23 protein-coding genes are annotated in these 25,424 nt (G+C 70.6%); 8 read left to right on the forward strand and 15 right to left on the reverse strand.

Going from position 1 to position 25,424, the window contains the following annotated elements; all coding sequences use genetic code 11:
• Positions 1 to 4 precede the first annotated feature (4 nt).
• From ACWDR4_RS32550 to ACWDR4_RS32560, 3 genes are all read right to left on the reverse strand, one after another.
• Entirely contained in the window at positions 5 to 1,498 is a 1,494-nt protein-coding gene (locus ACWDR4_RS32550; RefSeq protein WP_450413704.1) for an acyl-CoA synthetase, read from the reverse strand.
• A 69-nt stretch (positions 1,499 to 1,567) separates the two neighbouring features.
• Positions 1,568 to 2,887 (reverse strand): SLC13 family permease, encoded by a 1,320-nt coding sequence (locus ACWDR4_RS32555; protein ID WP_450413705.1) that lies wholly within the window; start codon positions 2,885 to 2,887, stop codon positions 1,568 to 1,570.
• A gap of 117 nt (positions 2,888 to 3,004) precedes the next feature.
• On the reverse strand, positions 3,005 to 4,123 hold the full coding sequence (locus tag ACWDR4_RS32560; RefSeq protein ID WP_450413706.1) for a MerR family transcriptional regulator: 1,119 nt from the start codon (positions 4,121 to 4,123) through the stop codon (positions 3,005 to 3,007).
• A 151-nt stretch (positions 4,124 to 4,274) separates the two neighbouring features.
• On the opposite strand from ACWDR4_RS32560, the gene ACWDR4_RS32565 reads away from it, so the two are divergent.
• Entirely contained in the window at positions 4,275 to 5,156 is an 882-nt protein-coding gene (locus tag ACWDR4_RS32565) for an ATP-grasp domain-containing protein (RefSeq protein ID WP_450413707.1), read from the forward strand.
• Positions 5,157 to 5,241: 85 nt separating this feature from the next.
• On the opposite strand, the gene ACWDR4_RS32570 is transcribed toward ACWDR4_RS32565, so the two are convergent.
• The gene (locus ACWDR4_RS32570; protein ID WP_450413708.1) at positions 5,242 to 5,823 is read right to left on the reverse strand and encodes a hypothetical protein; all 582 of its coding nucleotides are present in this window, start codon (positions 5,821 to 5,823) and stop codon (positions 5,242 to 5,244) included.
• Between the two features lie 144 nt (positions 5,824 to 5,967).
• On the opposite strand from ACWDR4_RS32570, the gene ACWDR4_RS32575 reads away from it, so the two are divergent.
• Both ACWDR4_RS32575 and ACWDR4_RS32580 read left to right on the forward strand, forming a co-directional pair.
• Positions 5,968 to 6,741, forward strand: a complete 774-nt coding sequence (locus tag ACWDR4_RS32575; RefSeq protein WP_450413709.1) for an IclR family transcriptional regulator — start codon at positions 5,968 to 5,970, stop codon at positions 6,739 to 6,741.
• Positions 6,738 to 7,667: an SMP-30/gluconolactonase/LRE family protein gene (locus ACWDR4_RS32580; RefSeq protein ID WP_450413710.1), complete on the forward strand. Its 930-nt coding sequence runs from the start codon at positions 6,738 to 6,740 to the stop codon at positions 7,665 to 7,667. Before ACWDR4_RS32575 ends, ACWDR4_RS32580 begins: the two co-directional genes overlap by 4 nt.
• Before the next feature lie 33 nt (positions 7,668 to 7,700).
• Here ACWDR4_RS32580 and ACWDR4_RS32585 read toward each other — a convergent pair whose 3' ends face one another.
• The 4 genes from ACWDR4_RS32585 to ACWDR4_RS32600 are packed head-to-tail and all read right to left on the reverse strand — an operon-like array spanning position 7,701 to position 11,662.
• Positions 7,701 to 9,098: an FAD-dependent monooxygenase gene (locus tag ACWDR4_RS32585; RefSeq protein ID WP_450413711.1), complete on the reverse strand. Its 1,398-nt coding sequence runs from the start codon at positions 9,096 to 9,098 to the stop codon at positions 7,701 to 7,703.
• Positions 9,091 to 10,359, reverse strand: coding sequence for an MAB_1171c family putative transporter (locus ACWDR4_RS32590; RefSeq protein WP_450413712.1), 1,269 nt, complete (start codon positions 10,357 to 10,359; stop codon positions 9,091 to 9,093). The genes ACWDR4_RS32585 and ACWDR4_RS32590 overlap by 8 nt, the downstream gene beginning before the upstream one ends.
• Positions 10,356 to 11,021 carry a toxin-antitoxin system, toxin component family protein gene (locus ACWDR4_RS32595; RefSeq protein ID WP_450413747.1) on the reverse strand — a complete coding sequence of 222 codons (666 nt, stop codon included), beginning with the start codon at positions 11,019 to 11,021 and terminating at the stop codon, positions 10,356 to 10,358. Before ACWDR4_RS32595 ends, ACWDR4_RS32590 begins: the two co-directional genes overlap by 4 nt.
• Positions 11,022 to 11,047: 26 nt before the next feature.
• Positions 11,048 to 11,662, reverse strand: a complete 615-nt coding sequence (locus ACWDR4_RS32600) for a transcriptional regulator (protein ID WP_450413713.1) — start codon at positions 11,660 to 11,662, stop codon at positions 11,048 to 11,050.
• A 220-nt stretch (positions 11,663 to 11,882) separates the two neighbouring features.
• On the opposite strand from ACWDR4_RS32600, the gene arfA reads away from it, so the two are divergent.
• Positions 11,883 to 13,397, forward strand: coding sequence for an arabinosylfuranosidase ArfA (gene arfA / locus ACWDR4_RS32605; protein ID WP_450413714.1), 1,515 nt, complete (start codon positions 11,883 to 11,885; stop codon positions 13,395 to 13,397).
• Positions 13,398 to 13,406: 9 nt separating this feature from the next.
• Here the strand turns inward: arfA and ACWDR4_RS32610 are convergent, their stop codons facing one another.
• Entirely contained in the window at positions 13,407 to 16,379 is a 2,973-nt protein-coding gene (locus ACWDR4_RS32610) for a beta-galactosidase (protein WP_450413715.1), read from the reverse strand.
• A 65-nt stretch (positions 16,380 to 16,444) separates the two neighbouring features.
• Here ACWDR4_RS32610 and ACWDR4_RS32615 point away from each other — a divergent pair, with 65 nt between their 5' ends.
• Positions 16,445 to 16,903: an RrF2 family transcriptional regulator gene (locus ACWDR4_RS32615; protein WP_450413716.1), complete on the forward strand. Its 459-nt coding sequence runs from the start codon at positions 16,445 to 16,447 to the stop codon at positions 16,901 to 16,903.
• 188 nt (positions 16,904 to 17,091) lie between these two features.
• Positions 17,092 to 19,371, forward strand: coding sequence for a peptidoglycan recognition protein family protein (locus tag ACWDR4_RS32620; RefSeq protein ID WP_450413717.1), 2,280 nt, complete (start codon positions 17,092 to 17,094; stop codon positions 19,369 to 19,371).
• 147 nt (positions 19,372 to 19,518) lie between these two features.
• Here the strand turns inward: ACWDR4_RS32620 and ACWDR4_RS32625 are convergent, their stop codons facing one another.
• Positions 19,519 to 20,382 (reverse strand): intradiol ring-cleavage dioxygenase, encoded by an 864-nt coding sequence (locus ACWDR4_RS32625; protein WP_450413718.1) that lies wholly within the window; start codon positions 20,380 to 20,382, stop codon positions 19,519 to 19,521.
• Between the two features lie 382 nt (positions 20,383 to 20,764).
• Between ACWDR4_RS32625 and ACWDR4_RS32630 the strand changes: the two genes are divergently transcribed.
• Both ACWDR4_RS32630 and ACWDR4_RS32635 read left to right on the forward strand, forming a co-directional pair.
• Positions 20,765 to 21,409: a DUF4360 domain-containing protein gene (locus ACWDR4_RS32630; RefSeq protein ID WP_450413719.1), complete on the forward strand. Its 645-nt coding sequence runs from the start codon at positions 20,765 to 20,767 to the stop codon at positions 21,407 to 21,409.
• A gap of 113 nt (positions 21,410 to 21,522) precedes the next feature.
• Positions 21,523 to 22,020, forward strand: coding sequence for a hypothetical protein (locus ACWDR4_RS32635; protein ID WP_450413720.1), 498 nt, complete (start codon positions 21,523 to 21,525; stop codon positions 22,018 to 22,020).
• Positions 22,021 to 22,085: 65 nt separating this feature from the next.
• Here ACWDR4_RS32635 and ACWDR4_RS32640 read toward each other — a convergent pair whose 3' ends face one another.
• The 5 genes from ACWDR4_RS32640 to ACWDR4_RS32660 all read right to left on the reverse strand — a co-directional run bounded on the left by ACWDR4_RS32640 (position 22,086) and on the right by ACWDR4_RS32660 (position 25,322).
• Positions 22,086 to 22,856 carry an intradiol ring-cleavage dioxygenase gene (locus ACWDR4_RS32640; RefSeq protein WP_450413721.1) on the reverse strand — a complete coding sequence of 257 codons (771 nt, stop codon included), beginning with the start codon at positions 22,854 to 22,856 and terminating at the stop codon, positions 22,086 to 22,088.
• A 108-nt stretch (positions 22,857 to 22,964) separates the two neighbouring features.
• The gene (locus tag ACWDR4_RS32645) at positions 22,965 to 23,879 is read right to left on the reverse strand and encodes a hypothetical protein (protein WP_450413722.1); all 915 of its coding nucleotides are present in this window, start codon (positions 23,877 to 23,879) and stop codon (positions 22,965 to 22,967) included.
• 68 nt (positions 23,880 to 23,947) lie between these two features.
• Positions 23,948 to 24,199, reverse strand: a complete 252-nt coding sequence (locus tag ACWDR4_RS32650) for a hypothetical protein (RefSeq protein WP_450413723.1) — start codon at positions 24,197 to 24,199, stop codon at positions 23,948 to 23,950.
• Positions 24,200 to 24,231: 32 nt separating this feature from the next.
• A complete protein-coding gene (locus ACWDR4_RS32655; protein WP_450413724.1) occupies positions 24,232 to 24,477 on the reverse strand; it encodes a DUF397 domain-containing protein in 246 nt (81 codons plus the stop codon).
• Complete coding sequence (locus ACWDR4_RS32660; protein WP_450413725.1) at positions 24,474 to 25,322, reverse strand: helix-turn-helix domain-containing protein; 849 nt, start codon at positions 25,320 to 25,322, stop codon at positions 24,474 to 24,476. The genes ACWDR4_RS32655 and ACWDR4_RS32660 overlap by 4 nt, the downstream gene beginning before the upstream one ends.
• Between the last annotated feature and the right edge of the window lie 102 nt (positions 25,323 to 25,424).

A 25,424-nucleotide genomic window follows, 5' to 3' on the forward strand; every position in this document is an offset into this window, starting at 1 on the left:
GGGGTCAGCCACTGGGCAGGGCCCGCTTCATGATCTTCCCCATGTCGTTGCGCGGGAGGGCGTCCAGGTAGCGCACGACCCGGGGCCGTTTGTGCGGGGCGAGACGACCGGCGACATGGTTCGCCAACTCGTCGGCGTCCGGCGGGGATTGGGGATCGGCGGGCACGATCCAGGCGACGATCCGCTCGCCCAGGTCGGCGTCGGGCTCCCCGGTCACGGCAGCCTCACGCACGCCCGCGTGTTCAAGGAGCGCGTTCTCGATCTCGCCCGCGCCGATCTTGTAACCGCCGCTCTTGATCAGGTCGGTGGCCTTCCGGCCGACGATACGGACGTAGCCGTCGGGATCGCGCACCGCCATGTCACCGGTGCGGAACCAGCCGTCGGCGGTGAAGGCGGCGGCGGTGGCGTCGGGCCGGTTCAGGTACTCGGTGAACAGGTTCGGCCCGCGCACCTGGATCTCGCCCACGGTCTCGCCGTCGTACGCCGTGATGGGCGCGCCGTCCTCCTCGACGAGCCGCAGCTCGACGCCAGGCAGCGGTACGCCGACCGTGCCCGCCCGGGGCTCGCCGTCCGCGCGGACGCTCGGCCGGGGGTCCGGGGGTGTCCACCGGGACGAGCACAGCATGAGGGTCTCCGTCATGCCGTACCGCTCCACGACCCGCCGCCCGGTCGCGGCCGTGATCCGCTCGTGGTCGTGCACGGGCAGCGCGGCCGACCCGGAGACGAGCAGACGGGCCCGGCCGAGGGCCCCGGCGAGTTCAGGGTCGCCGGGGAGCGCCTCCGCGATCCGGTGGTACATCGTCGGTACGCCGAACAGCATCGTCGCCCCGTCGTTCAGCTCCCGGGTCACGCCCTCCGTCCCGAACCGCCCGAGGTGCCGTACCGAGCCGCCGCGCCGCAGCGGGCCCAGGATGCCGAGAACCAGACCGTGCACATGAAAGAGCGGAAGCCCGTGCACCAGCACGTCCTCGGAGGTCCACTGCCAGGCGTCGGCGAGCGCGTCCAGGGTGGTGGCGATGGCCCGGCGCGGGATGACGGCACCCTTGGGCGGGCCGGTGGTGCCGGAGGTGTAGACGATCAGGGCGGGGGTTTCGGGGGCGGGCTCGGGGGATGCGCTCGTGGCGGGGGCCGCTGTGGGGCGTACGTCGATGTCGACCCGCTCCAACGCGCCGAAGGCGTCGGGGAGTTGGTCACCGGGTGAGGCCAGTACGAGCGTGGGCGAGCTGTCCTTCAGGATGTGCCCCAGCTCGCTCTCGCCCGACTTCGGGTTGAGCGGTACAGCCGGGACCCCGGCCAGCAGCGCGGCCACGACGCCGACGGCCGTCTCCAGCGTGGGCGTCGCCCAGACGGCGACCCGGCCGGCGCCCGCCCCGGTGATCCGGTCGGCGAGTGCGCCGGCCGAGGCGGCGAGTTCGGCGTACGTCAGCGAGCGCTCGCCGAAGCGCAGGGCGGGCCGGTCGGCCGGGGCACCGGTCAGGCCGGGAAAGAGAGAGGACACGCGTCGTACTCCTTCGGTCGTCAGTCGTCACTCGGCACACCAAGTCGTACAGGTGTGCCGTGGCGCCTGTCATCCCCAGCCGGGCACCACCAGCACCAGCCACACCACCGCGGGGACCACGGCCACCACGATCCCCCCGTACATCATCAGCTGCCGGAAGAAACGCTCGCGGTCGACATCCGCCGCCGAGGCCAGCACCAGCGCCCCGTTCGTCGAGAACGGACTGACGTCCACCACCGTCGCCGACACCGCGAGCGCCGCCACCATCCCGACCGCCCCGATCTCCCCCTGCGCCAGGAACGGCACCGCCAGCGGAATCAGCGCCCCCATGATGCCGACGGAGGACGCGAACGCCGAGATCACCGCGCCGATGTAGCAGAGGAGTACGGCGGCCAGCAGCGGTACGCCGATGTCGCCGACGCCCTCGCCGGCCCACGTGATGGTGCCCATCTCGTCCAGCACCCCGACGTAGGTGAGGACACCGCAGATCACCAGCACGGTCGTCCAGGCGATCTGACCGACGGCCTTGCGACTGTCCTCGGGCCAGATCGCGGCGAGCAGGACGGCAAGCGTGATGGAGGTGAGCCCGGCGTCGAGATCGAAGGCGAGCACGGCGACGACGAGAAGGACGAGGGAGGCGAGGGTGGCGATACGGGCGGGGGTGAGACGGAGGGCTTCTTCCGTACGGACGGCGACTCCGCCCCCATCACCGGCCTCGTCAGTGTCCTCACCGCTCTTGTTGTCGCCGACGTCCCCGTTCCCACCGTCCTCCCCGCCCCCTCCACGGCTCAGTTTCAGCCCCCCGAACAGCACGAACACCACTGCCGCGATCGCGAGGTTGACGAAGAGGGAGGCGAGGAAGAGGGCGATCTCGTTGCCGGGAAGCTTCTCCTTCTCGACGATGCCGTTGACGATCGACCCGTAGATACTGATGGGCGAGAAGCCGCCGCCCTGGGCGCCGTGCACCACCATCGCGCCCATCAGCAAGGGGCTGATGCCGTAGCGCGCGGCGAAACTGAGCGCGATCGGCGCGACGATGGCGACGGCCGCCGGACTGACCGCGCCGATCGCGGTGAGCGCCCCCGTCAGCACGAACATCACCCACGGAATGAGCACGACCCGCCCGCGCACCAGCCGGACCGAGGCGTGCACCAGCCAGTCGGTGGTGCCGTTGGCCCGGGCGATCGCGAACAGATAGGTCACCCCGACCAGCACGACGAAGAGGGAACCGGGAAACCCGGCGAAGATCGTGTCGGTGTCGAGGTCGGCCACGAGTTCGCCGACCCCGAAGGCCGCGGCGAACGCGAGCGCGCCCATGTTGATGGAACGGGTCGTGGCGATCACGAACACCACGACAAGCACGAGGATCGAAATCAGTTCGGCGGACATACGGGCTCCCGTCGTTGGGTCCCTTGCTGGCCATGACCAACGGCCAATGACCAATGACCGATCCGGGTGAGTCTCCCAACAACTCCCGTTGTCCGAAACACCTGTTGACGCTGTAGGTCACATAGGCCGCACCACATCGGCCACTACGCAACTCACGTTGTCCGGACCCCCGTTGGCGTTGGCAGCCTCGACAAGGGCGGCTGTGGTCGCGTCCGGGTCGGAGGTCGTGGTGAGCAGGTGCCGGATCGTGTCCTCCGGTACCGCCCTGGTCAGGCCGTCGGAGCAGAGGAGGTAGCGGTCACCCGCCTGGGCGTCGTGCAGGCGGAGGTCGGGGAAGGCCGGGGTGCTCGTCAACGCCTTGCGGAGCAGGGTGCGTTGGGGGTGGGTCTCGGCCTCCTCGGGGGTCAGCCGGCCCTCGTCGATCAACGACTGGACGAGCGTGTGGTCGTGGGTGATCAGGAAGAGTTCGCCGTCGCGCAGCAGGTATGCGCGGCTGTCTCCGATGTGTACGAGGGCCAGGCGCGAGCCCGTCCACACCATCGCGGTGAGGGTGGTGCCGACGTCGTCCGTCACCTCGTCCCCTGTTTTCCCGTACTCGGTCCCGGCGACGTCCCGGACCGCCTGGGCGGCGCCCTGGACCGCGTCCTCCAGGAGGTTCAGGACGCTGCCGGCGGTGAGCGGTTCGGCGTCCAGGAACTTCAGGGCCTCGACGGCGGCCGTGCCGGCCTGCGCGCCCCCGGGTCCGAAGCCGTCGGCGACGGCCAGTACGCGTGAACCGGCGTACGCGGTGTCCTGGTTGGCGGCGCGGACCAGACCGATGTCGGTGCGGGCGGCGTAACGGAGTTCGAGCAGGTCGGTGCCTGTCATGGGTGTGGTGTCCTTCCTCGGCGGTGTCGAGAGATGGTCGACGAGGAACGTGGCGAGATCCCGCCGGGCCGCCGTCTCCGCCTCGACCCGGGCCCAGAAGGCCCGGATCTCCTGGGCGGCGGCCGGCGGTTCCAGGACCCGGACCTGCTGGATACGGGCCAACGGCATCCCCAGCCGGCGCAGCCAGGCCACCAGCCTGGCCTGCTCCAGCTGCTCGGCCGCGTAGTAGCGGTATCCGGTGTCGGGGTCGACGCGGGCCGGACGGAGCAGGTCCAGCTCGTCGTACAGCCGCAGCGCCTTCGGTGACAGCCGGCACGCTCTGGCGAACGCCCCGATCGTCAGCATCTCCGGCATCTCCGGCCGCGTCATGGAGCACCCCCTTCTTCTTCCTGGCTTCCCGCTGAGTTCCTCGTTCCGCCACCGATGCTGCGGCTTCCCCGAAGGTGAAGGTCAAGCAGCGGTTAACCTTCACTCGGTATCAGTGGTGTACGGCAGTACACGCCTTACAGAGGGAGTCCCCGTGGTCCGCATCGCGATCGTCACCTACGACCCCCGTCCGGGGACCAGCAAGGACCGCGATCTCCCGGTTCTCGTACGGGAGTTGACCGCGGCCGGCGCCGACACGGCCGCCGTGTACTGGGACGACCCCGACATCGACTGGGCGTCCTTCGATCTCGCGCTGGTCCGGTCCACCTGGGACTACACCTGGCGTGCGGAGGAGTTCGCGGACTGGCTGGAGCGGTGCGGGAAGCTCACGCGGGTCGCGAATCCGGTCGGCGTCCTGCGCTGGAACATGGACAAGCGGTACCTCGGTGAGCTGGCCGCGACCGGCGTCCCCACGGTCCCCACCACCTACCTCGCCCCCGGCGAGACGCCTGGCGACGCCGACCTCCCCGACGACCGCGAGTACGTCGTGAAGCCCACCTCCGGCGCCGGCGCCCGGTACGCCGCCCGCTACACACCCGAGGACCGGGAGACGGCCGTACGGCATCTCGCGCGGATGCACGCCGAGGGGTTCACGGCGATGGTGCAGCCGTACGTCGGGAGCATCGACGTCACCGGGGAACGCGCCCTGCAGTTCTTCGGCGGACGGCTGCTGCACGCCAGCCGAAAGGGGGCCGTGCTGGCTCCCGGCACGGCGTACGACGCCGACAAGGTCGCCCACCCCGGGCTTGAGGTCTGGGACCCGGCCCCGGCGGAACTCGCTGTCGCGGAGCGGGCGTTGGCTGCTGTGCCGGGCAACTCCGGTCTGCTGTACGCCCGGGTGGACCTCGTCCTCGGGGACGACGGTGAACCCCTGGTCATGGAGCTGGAGTTGATCGAGCCGAATCTGTTTCTCAATCTGCATCCGGGGTCTGTGGCGGGGGTGGCGGAGGCTGTGCTGCGGGCTGCTGCCGACTAAGGGGTCGGGGGAGAGGCGGTGTGTCGGCTGCGGGGCCGTCGTGGCTGGTCGCGCAGTTCCCCGCGCCCCTTTGGGGGCGCGCCCGTCAGTCCTTCAGTGCCGTCCGCTGTAGCAGCCCCCACGTGAACTCCGCCGCGCACTCCCGTCGTACCCCCGTTCCGTCCGGTGCCGTGAACGCCAGGCCCCAGCGGGTCGGGGCCGTTCCCTCCAGGGGGCGGGCGGGGGTGAAGGCGCGGGCGACCTCGTCGACCGTGCAGGACCAGGGGTGCAGGTCGTCCAGGGTGCGGAGGTCGGGGGAGGGGGCGCCCGGGGCGCGTACCAGCCAGTCGTTCCAGGCCGTGCCGTTGGGGGCGACGAGGACCTCGAAGCGGAGGTCGGGCCAGAGGGGGAGCGGCCACAGCCAGGCCTCGCACTCCAGGTCGCCGATCCTGCGGGCCGTCACCGACTCGGGGGTGCCGAGGACCGAGCGGTAGCGCGAGGCGGCGGCGCGGGAGCGCGGGGAGCGGACCATCGCCTGCCAGCGTTTGTTGGCCTCCCGCATGTCCGTGAGCGAGACGCCCAGCTCATGGCGGGCGTCCTCCACCAGGTCCGGGTTGTGGTCGGCCATGCGGCGCAGCAGCACCAGCTGGAAGTCGAGGACCGTGAAGGGGAGCGGCATGCGGACCATCGTCCCCCACCTCGCACGCCCATTGCCCGCCCGGGACCTAGTGGTTAGCCTGTGCTCTGTTCGTCATCCCGATCGTCTGTTGAAATCTCGAACGCCGTCATTACCGTCGCCACCGAAAAGCAATAAAAAACAGAGGGGGCCGTCATGGGACGCCTCGTACCTGCCGTGACCCGGGCTCTCGACATTCTTGAGCTCTTCCTGGACGGAGACGGGACGCTCTCCGCCCCGGACATCGTGCGCCGGCTCCAGCTGCCGCGCACCACCGTGCACGAACTGGTGACGACGCTCGCCGCCCGTTCGTACATTGTGCAGGTCCCCGGCCAGCCGGGACGCTACCGTCTGGGCGTCCGCCCGTACCAGCTCGGCAGCCGTTACGCCGAGCAGCTGGACCTGGCGGCGGAGGGTCAGCAGGTGGCCCGTTCCGTCGCCGAGACCTGCGACGAGACGGTGCACGTCGCGATCCTCGAAGGCACGGACGTCATCTACATCGCCAAGGTGGACTCCACCCACGCGGTCCGGATGGTGTCGGCGGCCGGCCGTCGGCTGCCCGCCCACTGCACCTCCGTCGGCAAGATGCTGCTGGCCTCGCTCCCCGACCACGAGCTGAGCGCGCGTGTCCCCGACAGCGTCCCGCTGGCCGCGATGACGCCGAACAGCATCACCGACCCGGCGGCCCTGCGCGAGGCCCTCGCGGAGATCCGCCGCCGGGGCGTCGCCGTCGAGAACCGTGAGTCGAACCCGGACGTCAGCTGTGTCGCCGCCCCGGTGTACGACCGCACGGGCCGGGTGGTCGCCGCACTGTCGATCTCCGTGCCGATGATCCGCTGGAGCGACGACCACCGTTCGGAGCTGGAGCAGCTCGCCGCCAAGGGCGCCGCCGAACTCTCCGAGCGCCTCGGTCACCGGAGCGTGGCATGACGACGTACGAGCCCGCCCTCGACGTGGCGGTCCAGGCGCAGGCGACCCTCGGCGAGGGCCCCACCTGGGACGCGGCGAAGTCCCGCCTCATCTGGATCGACATCCTCGGCTCCCGCGTCAACACCTACGACCCGTCGACGGGCCGCCGTACGGTCATGGCGACGGAACAGCACGTGGGCGCGGCCAAGCCCCGCGCGGGCGGCGGCCTGGTCCTGAACCTGCGCGACGGGGTGGCCCTGTACGACGACGAGGGCACCGCCTCCGCTACGGACTCGGCCCCCGCCCCCGACGCTGTTCCCGCCCCCGCCCCACCCCCCGGCATCTTCCGCTGGCTGCACCACGACCCGACCCCCGGCCGCCGCGCGAACGACGCGGCGGTGGCGCCCGACGGTTCCCTGTGGGCGGGCACGATGCGCTACGACGAGGCGGCGGGCGGCGGCACGCTGTCCCGGCTGACGGGCGACGGCGAGGTCACGACCGTCCTGGACGACGTGGCGGTGAGCAACGGCACGGGCTGGAGCCCGGACGGCCGCCTGATGTACTACATCGACTCCCCGACCCGCCGCGTGGACGTCTTCGACGTGTCGGCCGACGGCCAAAGCGTCACCAACCGGCGCCAGTTGGCGCTGATCGAGGAGGGCGCGGGCTGGCCGGACGGCCTGACGGTCGACGCGGACGGCTGTGTCTGGGTCGCTCTGTGGGACGGCGGAGCGGTCCGCCGCTACACCCCGTCCGGCACTCTCGACCGCACGATCACCCTCCCCACGGTCCGCCCGACGGCCTGCGCCTTCGGCGGCCCGAACCTCACGGACCTGTACATCACCACGGCCCGGGTCGGCCTGTCGGCACCCCACCCGCTGTCGGGCTCGCTCCTGGTCGTACCGGGGGCGGGCAAGGGGGTGGCTCAGCCCGCGTTCGCGGGCTGAGCCCCAAAAAACCGAACTACCGAGCAGCCGAGGTCACTCGGCTGCTTTCCACTCCTCCGGTAGCAACGGCGGCCCGCTCAGCGGTGGCTTGAGCGGGCCGATCGCCGCCGCCAGCACGACACTTGGCGTCAGGAGCACCTCCGGGCCGCGTTCCAGGGACGTCACGTCCGTGACCCGGCGTGCGATCCGGCCGTTGCCGGTCGCCGTGCGCATCAGGCGGCCCACGTACGCCGCCAGCAGCCGGTCCCGCAGGGTGGGGCCCTTCTCCGTGGCGCCCGGGTAGAAGACGTCCTGGCTGGTCGCCAGGTCCCAGGCCGCGGCGACCGGACCGGCCACCGCCTTCTGGATACGGCGGGACAGACCCGGCGTGCCCCAGCCCTGACGGCGGATCACATCCCGTAGCGCCACGGCACTTTGGGCCGCGACCGACATTCCGTGGCCGTAGATCGGGTTGTACGCGGCCAGCGCGTCGCCGATCACCGTGAAGTTCTCCGGCCAGGCGGGCATGCGCTCGTAGTAGTGGCGGCGGTTCGACGTCGTACGGGTGACGGAGACGGCCGTCAGGGGCTCCGCGCCCGCGAGCAGGTCGGCGATCACCGGGTGGCGCAGCTCCTCGCGGGCGAAGCGGGTGAACTCCGCGCCGTCGGAGGGGGGTTCACCGCCCCGGGTGCCGGACAGGGAGACCAGCCAGCAGCCGTCCTCGATGGGCAGGAGGACCCCCGCCCGGCCCGGGCCGCCCCCTCTCGGGTCCGCCTGGACGTTGACCACCGGGTAGCCCTGCCACGCCGCTTCGGGCGCCCGGTACATCCGGCTGGCGTACACGAGCCCGGAGTCGACCACACGGCGGGCCGGTTCGGGCAGACCCAGTTCGCGCAGCCAGTGCGGGGCGCGTGAGGCGCGGCCGGTGGCGTCCACGACCAGGTCCGCGTGCAGGGTGCGGCGGCTGCCGTCGGCGCCGCGCAGCCGTACCCCGGTGACGGCCTCGTCGGTGCCTTCCAGGCCCAACACCTCGGCGTGCTCGACGAGTTTGATCCGGTCGTCGTCCAGGACCTGGGCGCGGACCGTCGCGTCCAGCAGATCCCGGCCGCACAGGAACGCGTGGTGCGACTCGTGCCACCGCCGGAACCAGCCCTGCGGCGCCAGCGCGACCATGTCCGTCGTGACCGCCAGCCGGTGCGCACCGGCGTCTAGCAGCAACTCGCCCACGCCCGGCACCAGTTCCTCGACGGCCCGGGAACCGCCGGACCACAGCATGTGCACGTGCCGGGCCTGCGGCAGGTTTCTGCGCGGCTCGGGGCCGTCCGGCAGGACGTCACGCTCGACGACGGTCACGCGGTCGGCGAACTCGACCAGGGCACGGGCCGCGAGCAGCCCGGCGAGCGATCCGCCGAGCACGACGGCGGATCTGACGGGGGACGGTTGATCACTCATATACGTGCAGGCTCTCTGCTGGGGCGGTCGCGAGGGCGCGCACCGCCTCGATCTCTTCGGGGTGACTCAGGACCTGGGACACGGCTTCGATGTTCTGGAGCAGCTCCGTGAGTAAGTCCGTGGCCCGGTCCGGGACTTGGGGACAATGAGGGGACTGAAGAGACTGAGGAGAGGAGAGCCGGGCCATGGCGGCTCGCGCCTCGATCGCCTCCTGGATCGTCACCGTCGCCGCCAGCGCCCCCGCCCGCCCCGGCCCGCACCCCAGGTCCAGAGCGGCCTCGTACGCCCGTCGCCGCAGCTCCTCGTCGAAGTGCCGGGAGAGCTGGAGCAGCGCGTCGCGGATGAACGTCTCCCTGCGGATCAGCCGCAGCTCCGGGGTGGCCCGCAGGGAGAAGGGGACGCCCTTGCCGGTGGCGGCACGCAGCAGGTCGTACAGCGGGCCGAGCCGGAGGTGGCCGCGCCGGATCTGCCAGCGGTCGCGCAGATACTGGCCGGCGTGCGGCAGCACGAACCCCGTCGCGATCAGCACGGCGGCCGATCCGGCGGCGAGCGGGGCCAGTTCGGTGGAGAGCGGGTCCAGGTCGCGGCCCGTCCAGCGGGCGACGACGGCCGTGCCCTTCGCCGCGTCGAACACCAGGTTGGCGGCATAGCCGACGGCCAGCGACTTCAGTCCCCGGCGCAGCCACACGTCGAGTCCGGCGGTGTGGATCCAGTCGCGGATCAGCCGGTACGTCAGGACACAGGACGTGGTGTGCGCGAGCAGGTAGAGCACGATCAGCTCACGCATGTAGGGCGTACGGGCGTAGTACGTGTCCAGGTCCCGCCTGCGCTCCACGGACGCGTCCGCGAGCCCGAACAGCACCCACAGCGCGACGATCACACCCGCGTGGCCGACGGTGACCCACCGGCTCGCGCGACGCGTCCTGGCCGATCTCTCCGACCGGCCGGCATGGCCGTCGCGCCACGCGATCATCAGCAGCAGACTCGCTCCGCAGAACGCGACGAGGAAGCTGTAGACCAGGGGCGCCGCGAAGTTGGGCACGCCGGTGACCCGGTTGGTCCAGGCGACGGCGGGCGGCGCCGCGAAGACGAAGATGCCGCAGGCGAGCAGCAGCAGCCCGCCGGCCGCGCGCCGCAGCGGATCGCGCCACAGCCTGACGATGCTGGGCAGCTTGAACACCAGGGCGGCGGTCAGCACCGCGATCGGTGTCCCGAACACGAGGACGGGGTACGGCTCGCCCAGGAAGCCGGAGGGGTTCATCGCCGTGCGTTTCCGCTTCCCCGGCCGCGATACCCGAGGGAGGCCTGCACACCGCTGCTGCCCGCGCTCGCCGTACGGCCGCCCTCCAGGCCCTCCACCCACGGCCGGAAGACGGTGGCGAGACGATGGCCGAACTCCTCGGCGTCGGCCTCCTCGGTCTCGCGGGAGCCGTTGCGGGCGGCGACGGCGAGCGCCCGGTCCTGCCCCCACTGCTCGTCGGCGAGAGCGCGGGCGGCGGTCGCGCCGACGCTGTGGTGGTGACAGTGCCCGGCGTGCAGATGCCACAACTCATGGCCCAGGATGACGAGTTGCTGCACGGCCTCGGCGCGCTCCTCGACGATCACCAGGTCGAAGTCGTGGAACTCCACCCACAGACCGGTGACTTCGATCTCGTCGGGGAAACGCTCGAAACGCAGCTCGACGCGCCGCCCGCGCCGCTCGCTCATCTCCTCGCACAGCACCCGGCACAACTCCCGCACGCCCGAAGGGCCGTTGTCCCGCTCGCGTTCCTCCCGCTCCTCCCGCTCCTCCCGCTCCCGCTTTCGCAGTGCCGTGTCGAGCGCTCCGGTCAGGTCGCGCATCGCGCCCCGGGTCCGGAACCGGTGTGCGGCCCGGGCGGGCAGCAGAGCCGCCAGCGCACCCCTTGCCGCCCGCCTCGTCATCCCCCTGGTCAGCCCCCGTGGCGTCGTCATCGCTCCGTCTCCTCGCCGCCGCTCAGCAGTCCTTCGAGCATCACCGCGAGGGCCTCCTGCTTGCGCGGGGTCAGCTGCCGGCCGCGCAGGGCCAGCGTGACGACACCGTGCCGGGTCGCGAACCGGACCAGCGGGCCGTCCTCGGCGCCGCCGAGTTCCGCCAGCAGCCGGTGGAGTTCACGGTTCAGGACGACGGGGGCGGGGTCGGTGAAGAAGCCGGTGCCCTGCTCGACGCCGAAGTACGCGGCGAGCGCGGTGAGATCGGGAACGTTCGGCATCTTCTTGCCGAGGAGCAGCTGACGGGCCCACTCGGGGCTGATCGACAGCGCGTCCGCGACCTCCTTGCAGACCTCGGCGCGCTTTCTGCCGCTCGCCGCGAGCCGCGTCTCGTGCAGCGTGCGCACCCGGCGCCGGATACGGCCCTCGATGTCGTCGGCCGGCGCCTGCGCGCCCCCGGCCAGCAGCGCCAGGATCTCGCCCTCCGCGAGGGCGGTACGGGCCGACAGACCGCGTACGTCCAGCACGTCGGCGCGATCGAGACGGGCCTCGGCGATGCGCTCGTCGAGACGCGCGAGGGTGTTCGAGAGGGGCTCCGAAAGGTTCTCACTCACGGGCCGACCCTACGCGTCCGGACCCCGCCGCACCAGGAAAATCCAACGATCGTTGGAGGCGGCGGAACGATCGTTGGGCGGGCACGCCATTGACGTGCGGACACTCCAAAATTACGGTTTTGTTCGAAGTTGCGAGCGGGCGCCGATATACCGAACGCCGACGAACGCCGATGAACGCCGATGAACAGAACACCGCACGCCGAATGTCCGAGAGGAACCCATGTCCCGCACCGCCCGCTTCACGATCGACCCCGCCTTCACGGTGGGCGAGGTCAACCCCCGTCTCTTCGGCTCCTTCGTCGAGCACCTCGGCCGCTGCGTCTACACCGGTGTCTTCGAGCCCGGCCACCCCGCCGCCGACGAAGCGGGTCTGCGCACGGACGTGCTGGAGCTGGTCCGCGAACTGGGCGTCACCGCCATCCGCTACCCCGGCGGCAACTTCGTCTCCGGCTACAAGTGGGAGGACTCGGTCGGCCCGGCCGAGGAGCGCCCCCGCCGCCTCGACCTCGCCTGGCGCTCGACGGAGTCCAACCGCTTCGGCCTCTCCGAGTACATCGACTTCCTCCGCAAGGTCGGCCCGCAGGCCGAGCCGATGATGGCCGTCAACCTCGGCACCCGTGGCGTCGCCGAGGCCCTCGAACTCCAGGAGTACGCCAACCACCCGGCCGGCACGGCTCTGGCGGAGCGGCGGATCGCCCACGGCGACAAGGACCCCTTCGGCATCAGCCTCTGGTGTCTGGGCAACGAGATGGACGGCCCCTGGCAGACCGGCCACAAGACGGCGACGGAGTACGGCCGTGTCGCCGCCGAGACGGCCCGCGCGATGCGCCAGATGGACCCCAGCGTCGAACTCGTCGCCTGCGGCTCCTCCAGCCAGTCCATGCCGACGTTCGCCGAGTGGGAGGCGACGGTCCTGGCGGAGACGTACGACCTCGTCGACTACATCTCCCTGCACGCCTACTACCAGCCCGAGGACGGCGACGTCGACTCCTTCCTGGCCTCCGCCGTCGACATGGAGTCCTTCATCGAGAACGTGGTCGCCACCGCCGACCACGTGGGCGCGAAGCTCAAGTCCAAGAAGAAGATCAACCTCTCCTTCGACGAGTGGAACGTCTGGTACATCTCGGAGTGGCACGCGATCGAGAACTCCGGCGCGCGGGACTGGGCGGAGGCCCCGCGCCTCCTGGAGGACGTCTACTCCGTCACCGACGCCGTCGTCTTCGGCTCGCTCCTCATCGCCCTGCTCCGGCACGCGGACCGCGTCACCGTCGCCTGCCTCGCCCAGCTCGTCAACGTCATCGCGCCGATCATGACCGAGCCGGGCGGCCCGGCCTGGCGCCAGACGACGTTCTTCCCGTTCGCGCAGGCCAGCAGGTACGGGCGCGGCGAGGTCCTCGACGTACGGGTGGACTCGCCGACGTACGAGACGAAGAAGTACGGCGAGGCGGACCTCCTGCACGCCACCGCAGTACGCGCCGCCGACGGCACGGTCACCGTCTTCGCCGTCAACCGCGACCGCACCCAGCCGCTGCCTCTCGAAGTCGCCCTGAACGGCCTGGAGTTGACGTCGGTCGTCGAGCACAGCGCGATTGCCGACGCCGACCCCGACGCCCGCAACACCCTGGCCGACCCCGAGCGCGTCACCCCGCACCAGGTCACCGGCACCACCCTCCAGGACGGCACGCTGACCGCCGTACTGGAGCCGCTGTCGTGGAACGTGATCCGGCTCGCGTAGGTCTGCGGACTACCGGCCGGGGGAGGGAACGACCGTGACCGGAACTCCCCCGGCCGAACTGCCCGTCAACGTCAGCCGTACGTCCCCCGGCCCCGACACCGTCGTACCGTCCGAAAGCACCGCCAGGGCAAGGGTGTTGGCGCCCCGGGTGCGCAGGATGCCGTTCGGGAGGGCGAAGGTGTGCTGGGGGCCGACGTCGTTGACGTACTGGCCCATGTTCCAGCCGTTCAGGAAGATCTGGACGCGGTACGCACGCGCCGGATCGTCGGTCAGCTCCAGCCCGATCGACGCGTCGACCCCCGGATCGACGGCGAGCCGGAACCCGGTCCGGTACCAGGTCACCCCCTGCCGCCGCCCCTCGGCACGCGGCAGCTCGACCACGGGCCAGCCGCCGTCCCCGTACCCCGGCAGATGCCAGCCCGACCGTTCCCCGTACAGCCCACCGGTGTTGAGCGGCCCGCGCACCGGATCGGCAGCGACCTCGCCCTGCAACCGCCACCGGACGACGGGCTTCGCGCCCCCGAAGGTCACGGCCGTCAGCCCTCGCGCGACCTTGTGCGTGTCCCGCGCCTTGCCGTCCATGTCGTGCTGCATCCGCCGCACCAGCACGGACAGCACATGCCGACCGCGCGTACGCGCCTTCTCCGGCACGTCGAAGGTCGCGGTCGCCGCCCAACTCCCCTTCCGTACCGTCTTCTTGTCCGGCACCGGCATCCGGTGCGACCCCAGCGGCACACCGTCGAGCCACGCCATCAGCAGACCCTGCGTCCCCGTGCTGTAGGCGAGGGACACGGACTCCGCACCCGTGGCGTCGGTGAAGGCGCCCCGGTACCAGACGTCCCCGTAGTGGAAGCCGTAGTCGTCGGCGAACAGCACGGGCTGTCCGTCGGGCACGGCGGTCGTACTGAACGTCGAAGTCCGGTCGGCCACCGTCCACTTGGAGTCGTCGAACCCGGGATCGGACTCGGGGTTCTCCGCGCGCCGACGCCAGCCGCCCAGCACAGGGAGGGCGACCTTCCCGACCCCTGCCAACGGCTGCTCGGCCCGCAGACTCCCGGAGTCGGTGGCCGATGCCTTCAACAGCCCCTGGTTCCAGGCGACTTCACGTGTCCCGCGCGGCGCCCACACCTCCAGCTCGGCGGCCTCGACGGTGTCCCCGGTCAACCGCACGACACCGTCCCGCAGTTCGGCGGTACGCAGCAGCGACGGCCCGTACACCAGCACCGACCCCGACGGAGTCTCGCGCGGCCACAGCCGTACGGAGGTCTCGTCGTCGGCGAGGAGGAGCAGGAGAGGAGCCGAGGCGCCACCCCCTTCCACCAACACACGGGTGAGCCCGCCGAGTCGGGAGGTCACCCGTACCACTCCATCCCCGTACGAGAACTCCGCAGCGCCCGCCAGCACGGTCACCGTCGGCTCGTTCGCGCACTCCAGTGCCGTCACCGTCGGCTCGCCCGAGGGTCCCGTCAGTACGGCGATGTCCTGGCGCCCTGCCGTCAGCCACAGCATCGGCTGGGCGTTGGAGTACGCCAACTTCCTGCGCCCCAGGGCGATTCCGGCGGCCAGGAGACGGGCGTCCGAGGCGGGGACGGTCACCGGCAGCGAGGTCCCGGCGACCGGAAGCGTCGAGGTGACCGGCTCCGGGGAGTCGTTGCGCAGGACGTACACGTGGGCGTGGGTGTCCGGGTTGGTGAGGTGGTAGACCTTGATCCGCGTGTCGCCCGCAGACACCTGCCGGGCCCGGTCCAGCTTGGCCAACTCCGGTACGGACCGCACCAGATGACCGAACTGGTGCATCGGCACGACCTTCGGGGTCGCCCGGCGCCCCTCGTCGAAGGCGGCGCCGTAGTCGTACGACGTGTACACCTGCGGGGCGGGCAGCCAGCCCCAGCTCGTGCCGCCGAAGGTCATGTAGACGTTGTGGACGGTGATGCCGTTGGCGAGGTTGGTGAGGTAGAAGCGCCGTTCGTAGGCCGCGTCCCGGGTCCGCGCCGAGCCCGCGTATCCGGCGCCGTCGAACTCGGCCCCGCCCCAGGGATCGAACCAGCCGCCCCCGAACTCGGGGATGAACCCCGGGGTCCCGGGACTCGCCGTGGCCCCGCCCTTCTTGCCGCCGATGCCGAAGTGCCCCCAGTCCGGCGGGAGTTGGTCCGGGTCCGGATAGCCGTCGAAGCCGTACAGCCAACGCCCGCGCTCACCGCCGGTGTCGAAGGTGCCGGGGGCCCAGTAGCCGTTCCTGCCCAGGTCGTTGTGGAAGAGGGGGACGTCGACGCCGTCGGCGCGGACCTTGGCGTACAGGTGGGACATGTAGTCGATGCCGGCCCGCTGGGTGACGTACGAGCCGTACTCGTTCTCGATCTGGTAGAGCAGGACTGTGCCGTCGCCCTGGGTGTAGAGGTGGCGGGCCACGATCCTGTTGACCGCCGTCAGCCACTCGTCGACGTACCCGAGATAGGTGGGGTCGGAGGTGCGGGCGCGGCCCTTCGTCGCGGTCAGCCAGCCGGGGAAGCCGCCCGCGTCGACCTCGGCGTTGATGTACGGGCCGGGGCGCAGGATGACGTACAGGCCGGTCTCGGCGGCCTGGCGCAGGAACAGGTCGAGGTCGCGGACGCCCGTGAAGTCGTACCGGCCGGGGGCGGGGGAGTGGTAGTTCCAGGCGACGTAGACGCTGACGGCGTTGTAGCCGTGCGCGCGCATCTTCTGGAGCACGTCCAGCCACAGGGACGGGCTCGGCAGCCGGAAGGGGTGCAGCTCGCCCGACCACAGGACGAGCCGTCTGCCGTCGACGAGGAGGGAGTAGCGGTCGAAGCCGACGGTGTGCGGCTGGCCGTCGGCCGTGGGTGGGGCGGGCGGTGGGCCGGTGGGCGCCGTGTCCCCGGGGCCGCCCGGGGCGCCGGAGCCCATGCCCGCGCTGGCGCCGAGGGAGAGGCCGAGGGCGGCGGTACCGGCGGCTGCGGTGAAGGTTCGTCTGCTCAGCACCAAAACGGGATCTCCTCGTACACGTGTCCGGTCATTGTCCACACACCGCGACGACCGACAATGACCCCATGAGGATCTCGGCGCGGGCGGACTACGCGGTGCGAGCGGTGCTGGAGCTGGCCGTACGCCAGGACGAGGGTGCGGTGAAGGCGGAGACCGTCGCCGCCGCCCAGGCCATTCCGCACAAGTTCCTGGAGGGCATCCTCGGCGATCTGCGGCGCGGCGGGATCGTCGACTCCCGGCGCGGCGGCAACGGCGGCTACCGGCTGGCGCGGCCCGCCGACGGGATCACGGTCGCGGATGTCGTCCGGGCCGTCGACGGGCCCATCGTGTCGGTGCGCGGCGAACGCCCGACCGGCCTCGCCTACACCGGCCCCGCCGAACCGCTGCTGCCGCTGTGGGTCGCGCTGCGCGCCAACGTCCGCAAGGTGCTGGAGGGGGTGACCTTCGCCGATCTGGCGGCGGGGGAGCTGCCCGAGCCGGTACGGGGGCTCGCGGCGGAACCGGCGGCTTGGGAGAACCCGTAGTCGAGCAGCGCAATTTGTAAATTTTCAGTCTTTCAGGGCCGTTTATCGTGCTCCATCGGAGCGCTCGTAAACCACCGTGAAGGATTAAGTTCTGGATTGGTCGTTGACGCGCACCACTCTCCCGATACCTTGACCTCTGCATGTTCATGTAACAGGTGGGGCCTAGGTGAAGGGTTGTGCGTACGGGGATGAGATCGCTGAGATCGCGTCGAGGGTGGGGCATCGGGGCCGTAGTGGCCGCCGGAGTGTCCGGGGTTCTGATCGTGCAGGGCGTGGGCGTGGGCGGTGCGGACAGCGCGGCCGACGACGGCAAGCCGGGGGCGGGGCCGATCGCGAGCGAGGAGTACGCGGCGGCGCTGAAGGTCGCCGCCGACGGTGACTCGGCGACCCTGGCCAAGCGGGACACCAAGCCGTTCAGCATGCTCGGCGTCACCTGGGCCGACCCGGCGGCCACGATCGCGGGCAAGGTCGAGGTCCGTACCCGCGAGGCCGGCACCGACACCTGGTCGTCCTGGCTGGAGCTGGGCACGGACAGTGGCCCCGGCGACGAGGGCGCGACCCGTGCCGGTACCGAACCCGCGTGGGTCGGCGCGTCCGACGGCGTCGAGGTCCGCGTCGACGGCAAGGCGTCCGCCGAACTGCCCGAGGGCCTGCGCGTCGACATGATCGACCCCGGCACCGGTTCGGTCTCGGACCTGGAGCCCGCGGCCTATGTGGCGGCGGAGAGCGCGACGCCGGACGCGACGACGACACCGGAGGCGACGGAATCCGCCTCGCCGACGGCGACGGACTCGGCGTCCGCCTCCGCCTCCCCGACCGACTCGGCGTCCGCGTCTGCCTCCGCGTCGCCGAGCGCCTCGGCCCCGACGTCCGCGCCGGCGACGACCTCGGCCGCGGTCACGCCGTCCGCCTCGGCGAGCACCGGCCCGACCGCCCCGACGTCCACCGCCGCCAAGCCGCCGATCACCTCACGGGCGGGCTGGGGCGCCGACGAGTCGCTGAGCCCCGAGGCGCCGGACTACCTGGCCAACGGGATCAAGGCGGTGGCCGTCCACCACAGTGCCGGGACCAACGACTACACGTGTGCCGAGTCCGCGTCGATCATCCGTGGCATCTACACGTACCACGTGAAGACGAACGGCTGGAAGGACATCGGCTACAACTTCCTGGTCGACAAGTGCGGCACGATCTTCGAGGGCCGCAAGGGCGGGGTCGACAAGGCGGTCCTGGGCGCGCACACCTACGGCTTCAACACCCAGACCACCGGCGTCTCCGTCCTCGGCGACTACAGCAAGGTCGTCCCGCCGACGGCCGTGCTGACCTCGGTCGCCCGCGTCGCCGCCTGGAAGCTCGGCCAGTACGGGGTCAACCCGACCGGCACGACCACGCTCACCGCGGGCGCCGCCGGCACCAGCCAGTACAACACCAGGACGTGGAAGACGGGCGATCTGCTCAGCTTCCCGACCATCTTCGGCCACGGCGACAGCTACGCCACCGAGTGCCCGGGGACCAACCTCCACGCCGCGCTGCCCACCATCCGCACCTACGCGGCGGGCCCGGTCGCCGGTCTCGCGCTCAAGTCGGTTACGGGAGCGGGTACTTCGGGTACGCGGACGTACACGAAGTCGGCCATAACGGTTGGCTGGTCGGCGACCACGCCCGCCGCGCTGATCAGCAAGTACGAGGTGCTGGTCGACGGCAAGGCCGCCGCCAGCACGGCCGGTACGGCGACCTCGGCGAAGGTGAACCTGGCGCTCGGCACGCACGCCGTGTCCGTCCGGGCCACGCACGTCTCCGGCAAGACGACGACCACCGCGGCAGCGACCGTCGTGGCCGAGACGACCGCGCCGACCTTCAGCACGGCGCCGAACCTCTCCCTGCGCACCGGCACGGTGAGCACGACGGCCGTCCCGGTCGCCCTGAAGTGGAAGGCCACGGACACCGCAGCCCTGAAGGAGGTACGTCTGACGGCCCCGGTCGCCAAGACGTACGGCCCGACGGTCACCAGCGCCGCCCTGACCTCCAAGTCCGGCGCGGCCACGACCTGGTCGATGACCGCGTACGACCAGGCGGGCAACACCAAGGCCGCCTCGGTCGCCGGTACGCCGGTGATCCTCCAGGAGACCTCGGCGACCCGCACCGGCACCTGGACGACGAAGTCGTCGACCAGCTACCTGGGCGGCAAGTCGTACTCCAGCTCCGCGAAGAACGCCTCGCTGACCTGGACGTTCACCGGCCGCTCGGCCGCCCTCGCGGTGTCGCGGGCCTCGACGTCCGGTCAGGTCAACGTGTTCGTGGACGGCGTCAAGGTCGCGACGGTGGACCTGAAGTCGGCGACGACGAAGTACCGCGACGCGATCTGGACGAAGAGCTGGAGCGCGAGCGCCAAGCACACGGTCAAGATCGTGGTCGTCGGCACGACCGGCCGCCCGGCCGTCACGACGGACGGCCTGGTCTACCTGAAGTGATCCGAGACGACCCACGCGAGTGACCGACCCACGCGAGCAACCTGAGTACCGTCCTCGATACGGTGCTCAGGTTGCTTTCGTTTGCGGGGCGGCCGGTCGCGCCCAGGAGATCCGTTACGGTCTCGGACCTCCTGGCGGGCGGCCGGGTCAGGCGCTGTCGACGCCCACGGTGAGGGTGGCCTTGTAGCCGTCGGAGACGCTGGAACCGAGCGCGGTGAGCGTCAGCAGGCCGGAGGCGGCGCCACCGTCGTCGTAGATGCTGTCGTTGGAGAGGGTGGTCTCCGAGGTGGTGTTCGCCGAGTACGGCGAGGTCGCCTGGATCTCCTCGTTGATGTCCTCGTCGAAGAACAGCTGGCCGGTGTGGATGACCTCGCCGCCGGTGTACGAGGTGTCGGTGAGCGTGACGTCGGTGTGCACCTGCATGTGGACGTGGGTGCAGCGGGAGACGTAGTGGCCGGGCCAGATGGAGGTCATCTTGGCGACACCGCTGGAGTCCGTGAGCACACCGCCGCGCAGGAAGGTGCCGTTGTCCTCGTAGGTGTGGCCGTTGCCGCCGACGAAGCCGGAGTACTCGCCGAGGTGGTCGCAGTGCCAGATCTCGACGAGGGCGCCCTCCAGCGGGGCGCAGTCGTTGGCGACGTCGACGACGGTGAAGGTGTACTGGACCTCGAAGCCTTCCTTGTCCTCGCGGATGTCCTCGCGGACGAGGGCGCCGTCGAGGGAGTACGGGCCTTCGGTGACCTCGGCGTTGAGGACGCAGACGCTGCTGGTGGTGGACGAGGAGCTGTCCTCGGCGGTGGTGGTGGCGGACTCGGACTCCGTGGTCGTGCTGGTCTCGCTGGCGGAGGCGAAGCCGGCCACCGCGAGTCCGCCGACGACCGCGGCGGTGCCGCCGCCGATCAGGACGCGACGCCGCTTGAGGGTCTTGTCGAGCCGGTGCTTGCCCACGGAAGCGGTGGAGTCGGAGGAAGCCTCGGGGGCGTTGTTCTGGGGGTTCGTGTTCTCTGTCATGTTTCGGAAACTTAGGCGTGCACCTGAGGATTACCTTAAATCGCGGCTATGAATGCCCTGGGGACCTACCTCTCAACTCCGTTGGTTTGGGGCAGAGTTGGGGCACACTCCGCGTGGCGTGGCGATGGCTGCGGGTTACATCGACGGACGGAACAGGCCGCGTGTGAACGGGGGATTGGCCGGGGATCGACCTGGCTGGTGTCCGCCGTGACACCTATGCTGCGACCGCCCCGCCTTCACAGGTTCTTCACTGCTCAACCACAGGTTGGGCGTGGCCATGTGGCTGTATTTGGCATGCTCATGACCGCGTGACGATGTCCGTGTGATGGCTGAGTGCGTGATTCTCACCCCCCACCGCAACAGCACGACGAAAGGGAGAAACATGGCTGCTGGCCTGCTAGTGGGCGGCGCGATAGCCGCTCTGCTCGCCGCTGCGGTACCCGCGCAGGGTGCCGGGTCGTCCTTCGAGGACCCGCCCCCGGACAAGATCGTCATCAAGGTCGCCACGGTGAACGGCTCCGGCTGCCCCGCCGGTACGGCCGCGGTCGCCGTCTCCGGCGACAACACCGCCTTCACCGTCACCTACAGCGACTACCTCGCCCAGGTCGGCGGCAACTCCGACCCGACGGCGTTCCGCAAGAACTGCCAGCTCAGCCTGCTGGTGCACGTCCCGGCGGGCTTCACGTACGCCATCGCCAGCGCCGACTACCGGGGCTTCGCATCCCTTCAAGGGGGCGCGAGCGCCATCCAGCGGGCCTCGTACTACTTCCAGGGCTCGCCGAGCACGGCGTTCCGCAACCACACGTACAACGGCCCGTACAACGACAACTGGCAGGCCACCGACACCACCGAGTGGGCCCAACTGGTCTGGGCGCCCTGTGGAGTTCAGCGCAACTTCAACATCAACACGGAGCTTCGGGTGAACGCGGGCACGTCCACGGGCACCAGCTTCATGGCGATGGACTCGACGGACGGCGAGATCGACACGATCTACCACCTGGCGTGGCAGCAGTGCCCGGCGAAGTGAGGGACGTGAAGGACGTAAGAGCCGCAAGGGAGTTGTAGACCCGCCCGGCGGTACGTTCTCCTGGCTGTGGCGGTCGGTCCGTGGGCCGGCCGCCCGGCTGGGAGGAGAACACTGTGCCGGATGTGCCGGATGTGCCGGACCCGTTGTCGACGCTCGCCCTGACGGGGGCCACCGCCGTCGTCGCCGCCATGGCCACCGAGGCCTGGGAGGCGACCCGCGACAGGACCGCCGCGCTGTTCCGATGGCGCCGGGCGGCCGTCGGCGAGGGCGGGACACGCCCCGATGTCGAGGCCGTGGCAGCCGAGTTGGACGAGAGTGCCGCTCAAGTGCGGGGCGCCGGTGGATCGTCGGGCGCGCGGGGTGCGCAGACGGAGGTCTGGCGGCAGCGGCTGATCGCGGTGCTGCGTCAAGAGCCGCAGGCGCAAGCGGAGTTGAGGGGCCTTGTCGATGAGGCCCGGGCGCGGCCGACGCCGGAAGGGCCCGGCGGCCCGGCCACGGTGTGGCAGAACATCACGGCTTCCGGCAACGGACGCGCGTACGGGGTCGCCGGGCCCGGCAGCAGCATGCACATATACCAACAGGCGCCTCCGGCGGAGGACGACGTGCGGTGACGGGGTGTGGACATCACGGTCGTGTCCACACCCCGCTGCGGTGACTTGCGCCGGTACTGCCGGCGTCAGCTGCTTTCCACGCCCACGGTCAGCGTTCCCGCGTACCCCGCCGAGGTCGAACTCCCCAGCGCGGTAAGGGTGAGGAGGCCGGAGGCGGCGCCTCCCTCGTCGTAGATCGAGTCCTGGGCGAGGGTGGTGCGGGTGACGGTGTTGGCCGCGTAGGTCGCGAGTGCGGCGACCCTGGTGGTGATCGTCTCGTCGAAGAAGAGCTGGCCGGTGTGGAGTTCCTGGCCGCCCGTGAACGAGCCGTCGGACGTGAGCGTGACGTTCGTGTGCACCTTGAGGTGGATGTGGACGCAGCGGCCCCGGTACCAACCCGGGTAGACGCTGGTGATGTTGGCGACGCCGCTGGAGTTCGTCAGCACACCGCCGCGCAGGAAGGTGCCGTTGTCCGGTTCGGAGTGGCCGTTGTTGCCGACGAAGCCGGAATACTCACCGAGGGCGTCGCAGTGCCAGATCTCCACGAGCGCGTTGCTCAGGGGCGCGCAGGTGTCGTCGTCGACGACGGTGAGGGTGAGCTGGAGCGGGATGCCGGTCTTGTCCTCGCTGATGTCGGCGCGGACGTACTGGCCGTCGAGGTAGTAGGGGCCTTCGGTCATCTCCTTCGTGAGGGTGCAGACGGCCGCGGCGGCGACCGGAACGGTGGTGTCCGCGGTGGGGGTGGACGTTTCGGGCACGGCGGCGGCCACGGCCAGGGTGGCGGCGGTGGCACCGGTCGCGATCAGCACGGTACGGCGCCTGATCACAGTGGGGGGCGTTTCCGAAATCTCTGTCATGAACACGGCAACCTAAAGGGGGTTGCTGTCGATTAGCTGTCGAAGGGCTGGGAGTTTGGCAAAGTGACAGTACGTCAAGTCACTTGTGAGACAGGGGGTTTGTCGCCCTTACCACTGGGTCGGCAGCGGTCGGCCCATGAACGCGTCCAGGAGGACCCGGCCTCCCATCGGCCGGTCGAGCTTCACGGTCACCTTCTCGCCGCGCAGGTCCGCGTCGCAGATCTCGCCCGTTGTGTTGCCCCCGAGGACCGTCGCCGACAGCACCACGCTGCCGTCCGTCTCCAGGACGTCCACGGCGGGGCCGTCGTCGCAGGACCCGTGGTACGCCACGACGGTGACGGAACGGCCGTCCTCGGACACCTCGATCAGCCGGCCCAGCTCCTGGAGTCCGTCACGCGTCGACCGGCCGCCCGCGGCCTTCCCGATCGGGGGCTTCGGCAGCTTCGACGGTTTGAAGGCGACCCGCTTGAGCGGCTCGTCGTACCCCTTCAGCGTGAAGAACCAGGCCGGCACGGTCGCCGGGCCACGGCTCGTCACCATCGTCATCTCACTCAACTTTGCGCCGGTGACGGTGAGTTGAGGGTCCGTAGAGCTGTCGACGCGGTCCAGGGCGGTGTACGTCTCCCGCGCGTTCAGCAGGGGCAGGGTGAGCGATTCTCCGTCCGCCCACTTCACCTGCCCCTGCTCGGGCGCGGTGGTGGGGAGTTCGCCGCGCAGCAGGTAGTTCTCCAGCAGGTGGGCGATCCTGTCGTCCTCGCTGTGGAAGCCGTCGTCGGGCGGCTGCGGGGCCGTGTCGCCCATGGGGTAGAAGCCCTCGCGCCACGCCTTGGCCGCCTCGGAACCGTCCCAGGCGTCGGCGACCTGCTGGGGGCGCCCGCCGAAGGAGGCGGGGCCGCTCTTGGTGGCGGAGGGCTTCGAGGCGTTGCCGTTCTCCGCCTCGTCGCTGCCACAGGCGGCCAGGGGCAGGGTGAGGGTGAGGGCGAGCAGGAGTTGGGCGGTGGCGCGAGTGATGTGCGTACGCATGTGTTCCCCCGGGTCCGACGCTGACACTGTCGTGACTGTGACGCGTCGGACCCGGTTAGCGTTCGCTTCTACGGTCTCCTGAGGGGCACTTGGGCGGAGTGCACGGGCTCGGTGTCCGCGCTCGGGGCCGGCTCGTCGAAGCACTCGACGAGCAAGTCGCCGCGCAGATCGTCGAGTTCGCTCTGGGCCTCCGCCAGGAAGGCGGCGGCCCACGCCTCCAGGGACGAGTCCCGCAACGCCGTGTTCGGGACCCGGGCGAACTCCGGCCCGCCCAGCCCGTGCCAGCCGGCCCACGGCTCGTCGTCGGTACGAATGCGCACGCGATACCAGTAGGACTGCCAGTAGGGGTCCCTCACCTGCCGGTGTGCGTGATGAATCCGGCCCAGGTGGTGGGGGAGAGGGTGAGTTGGGGACCGGCCTTGTCCTTGGAGTCGCGGATGTGGATGGTGGTGGGGGAGGTGGCTACCTCGACGCAGTCGTCGCCTTCGGAGCCGCTGTACGTGGACTTGCGCCAGGTGAGGGCGACTTCGACGCAGTCATCGCCTTGGGAGCCGCTGTAACTGCTCTTGAACCAGGGCAGGTTGGCCGTCGTCCTCATAGTGCTCCTCGCATCCGCTCCAGCAGGCTCCGGGAGTCTTCTGGTGTCAGAGCCTGCGAGCGCAGTTTCGCATACCGCTGCTGGAGGATGCTGATCTCTTTCGGGTCAGAGATGAGGCGGCCGTTCTTCTGCCCCTCGGAGTAGCCGAACCACTTGTTCTGCGGCGTCTCCAGCAGTCGCAACGGCCCGTCCAGCCCCGCGTGTACGGGCTGCCGCAGCGGCATGATCTGGATCTCCACGTTCCAGTGCTGGTCGATCACGCCCAGCAGGTGGTCGAGCAGTTCCCGCGTGACCTCCTCGCCGCCCGTGTGCCGCTCCAGCACCGCCTGTTCGACGATGAAGCTGAACGAGCACGGCGGATTCCGCTCCACGGAGAGCAGCTTCTGCCGTTCCTGTCGGGCTTCGATCCGCCTGTTCAACTCCTCCTCGGCGGGGCGCGGCGGCACACTCGTGGTCACGGCCCGCGCGTATGCCTCCGTCTGCAACAGACCCGGAACCAGGCGGCATTCGTACGTACACAGACTGACCGCCGTCCCCTCCATCTGCGCCCACCGCCGGAACCACGCAGCCAGCCCCGGCTGCCGGTTCAGATGCTCCGCCGCCTTCCTCAGCGCCCCCGTGTTGCCCAGGGCCACGTCCGCCCGGTCCACGAACACCGGATCCGGCATGCGCCTCCCCAACTCCACGGAGGCCACCGTATGTTCGGAGAACTGCACCGCGTCCGCCAGCTCCTTCCTGCTCATCCCCATGTGTTCGCGCAGCGCCTGCACCACCGCCCCGAACGTCCGCAGGCTGTCCGAGTACTCCGGCTCGCCGCCCGTCTTCCCCTGCGTGCCCTCAGCCATCGTCGGCCACCTCTCGCGCACTCGCCCCGCTGCACACATCCGATCCGTCCATGGTCACGCCTGGTGATGAGTACTGTCCAGCCCGTAACCACGTACGCTGCC

The sequence above is a fragment of the Streptomyces sp. NPDC000878 genome (genome assembly GCF_053599695.1).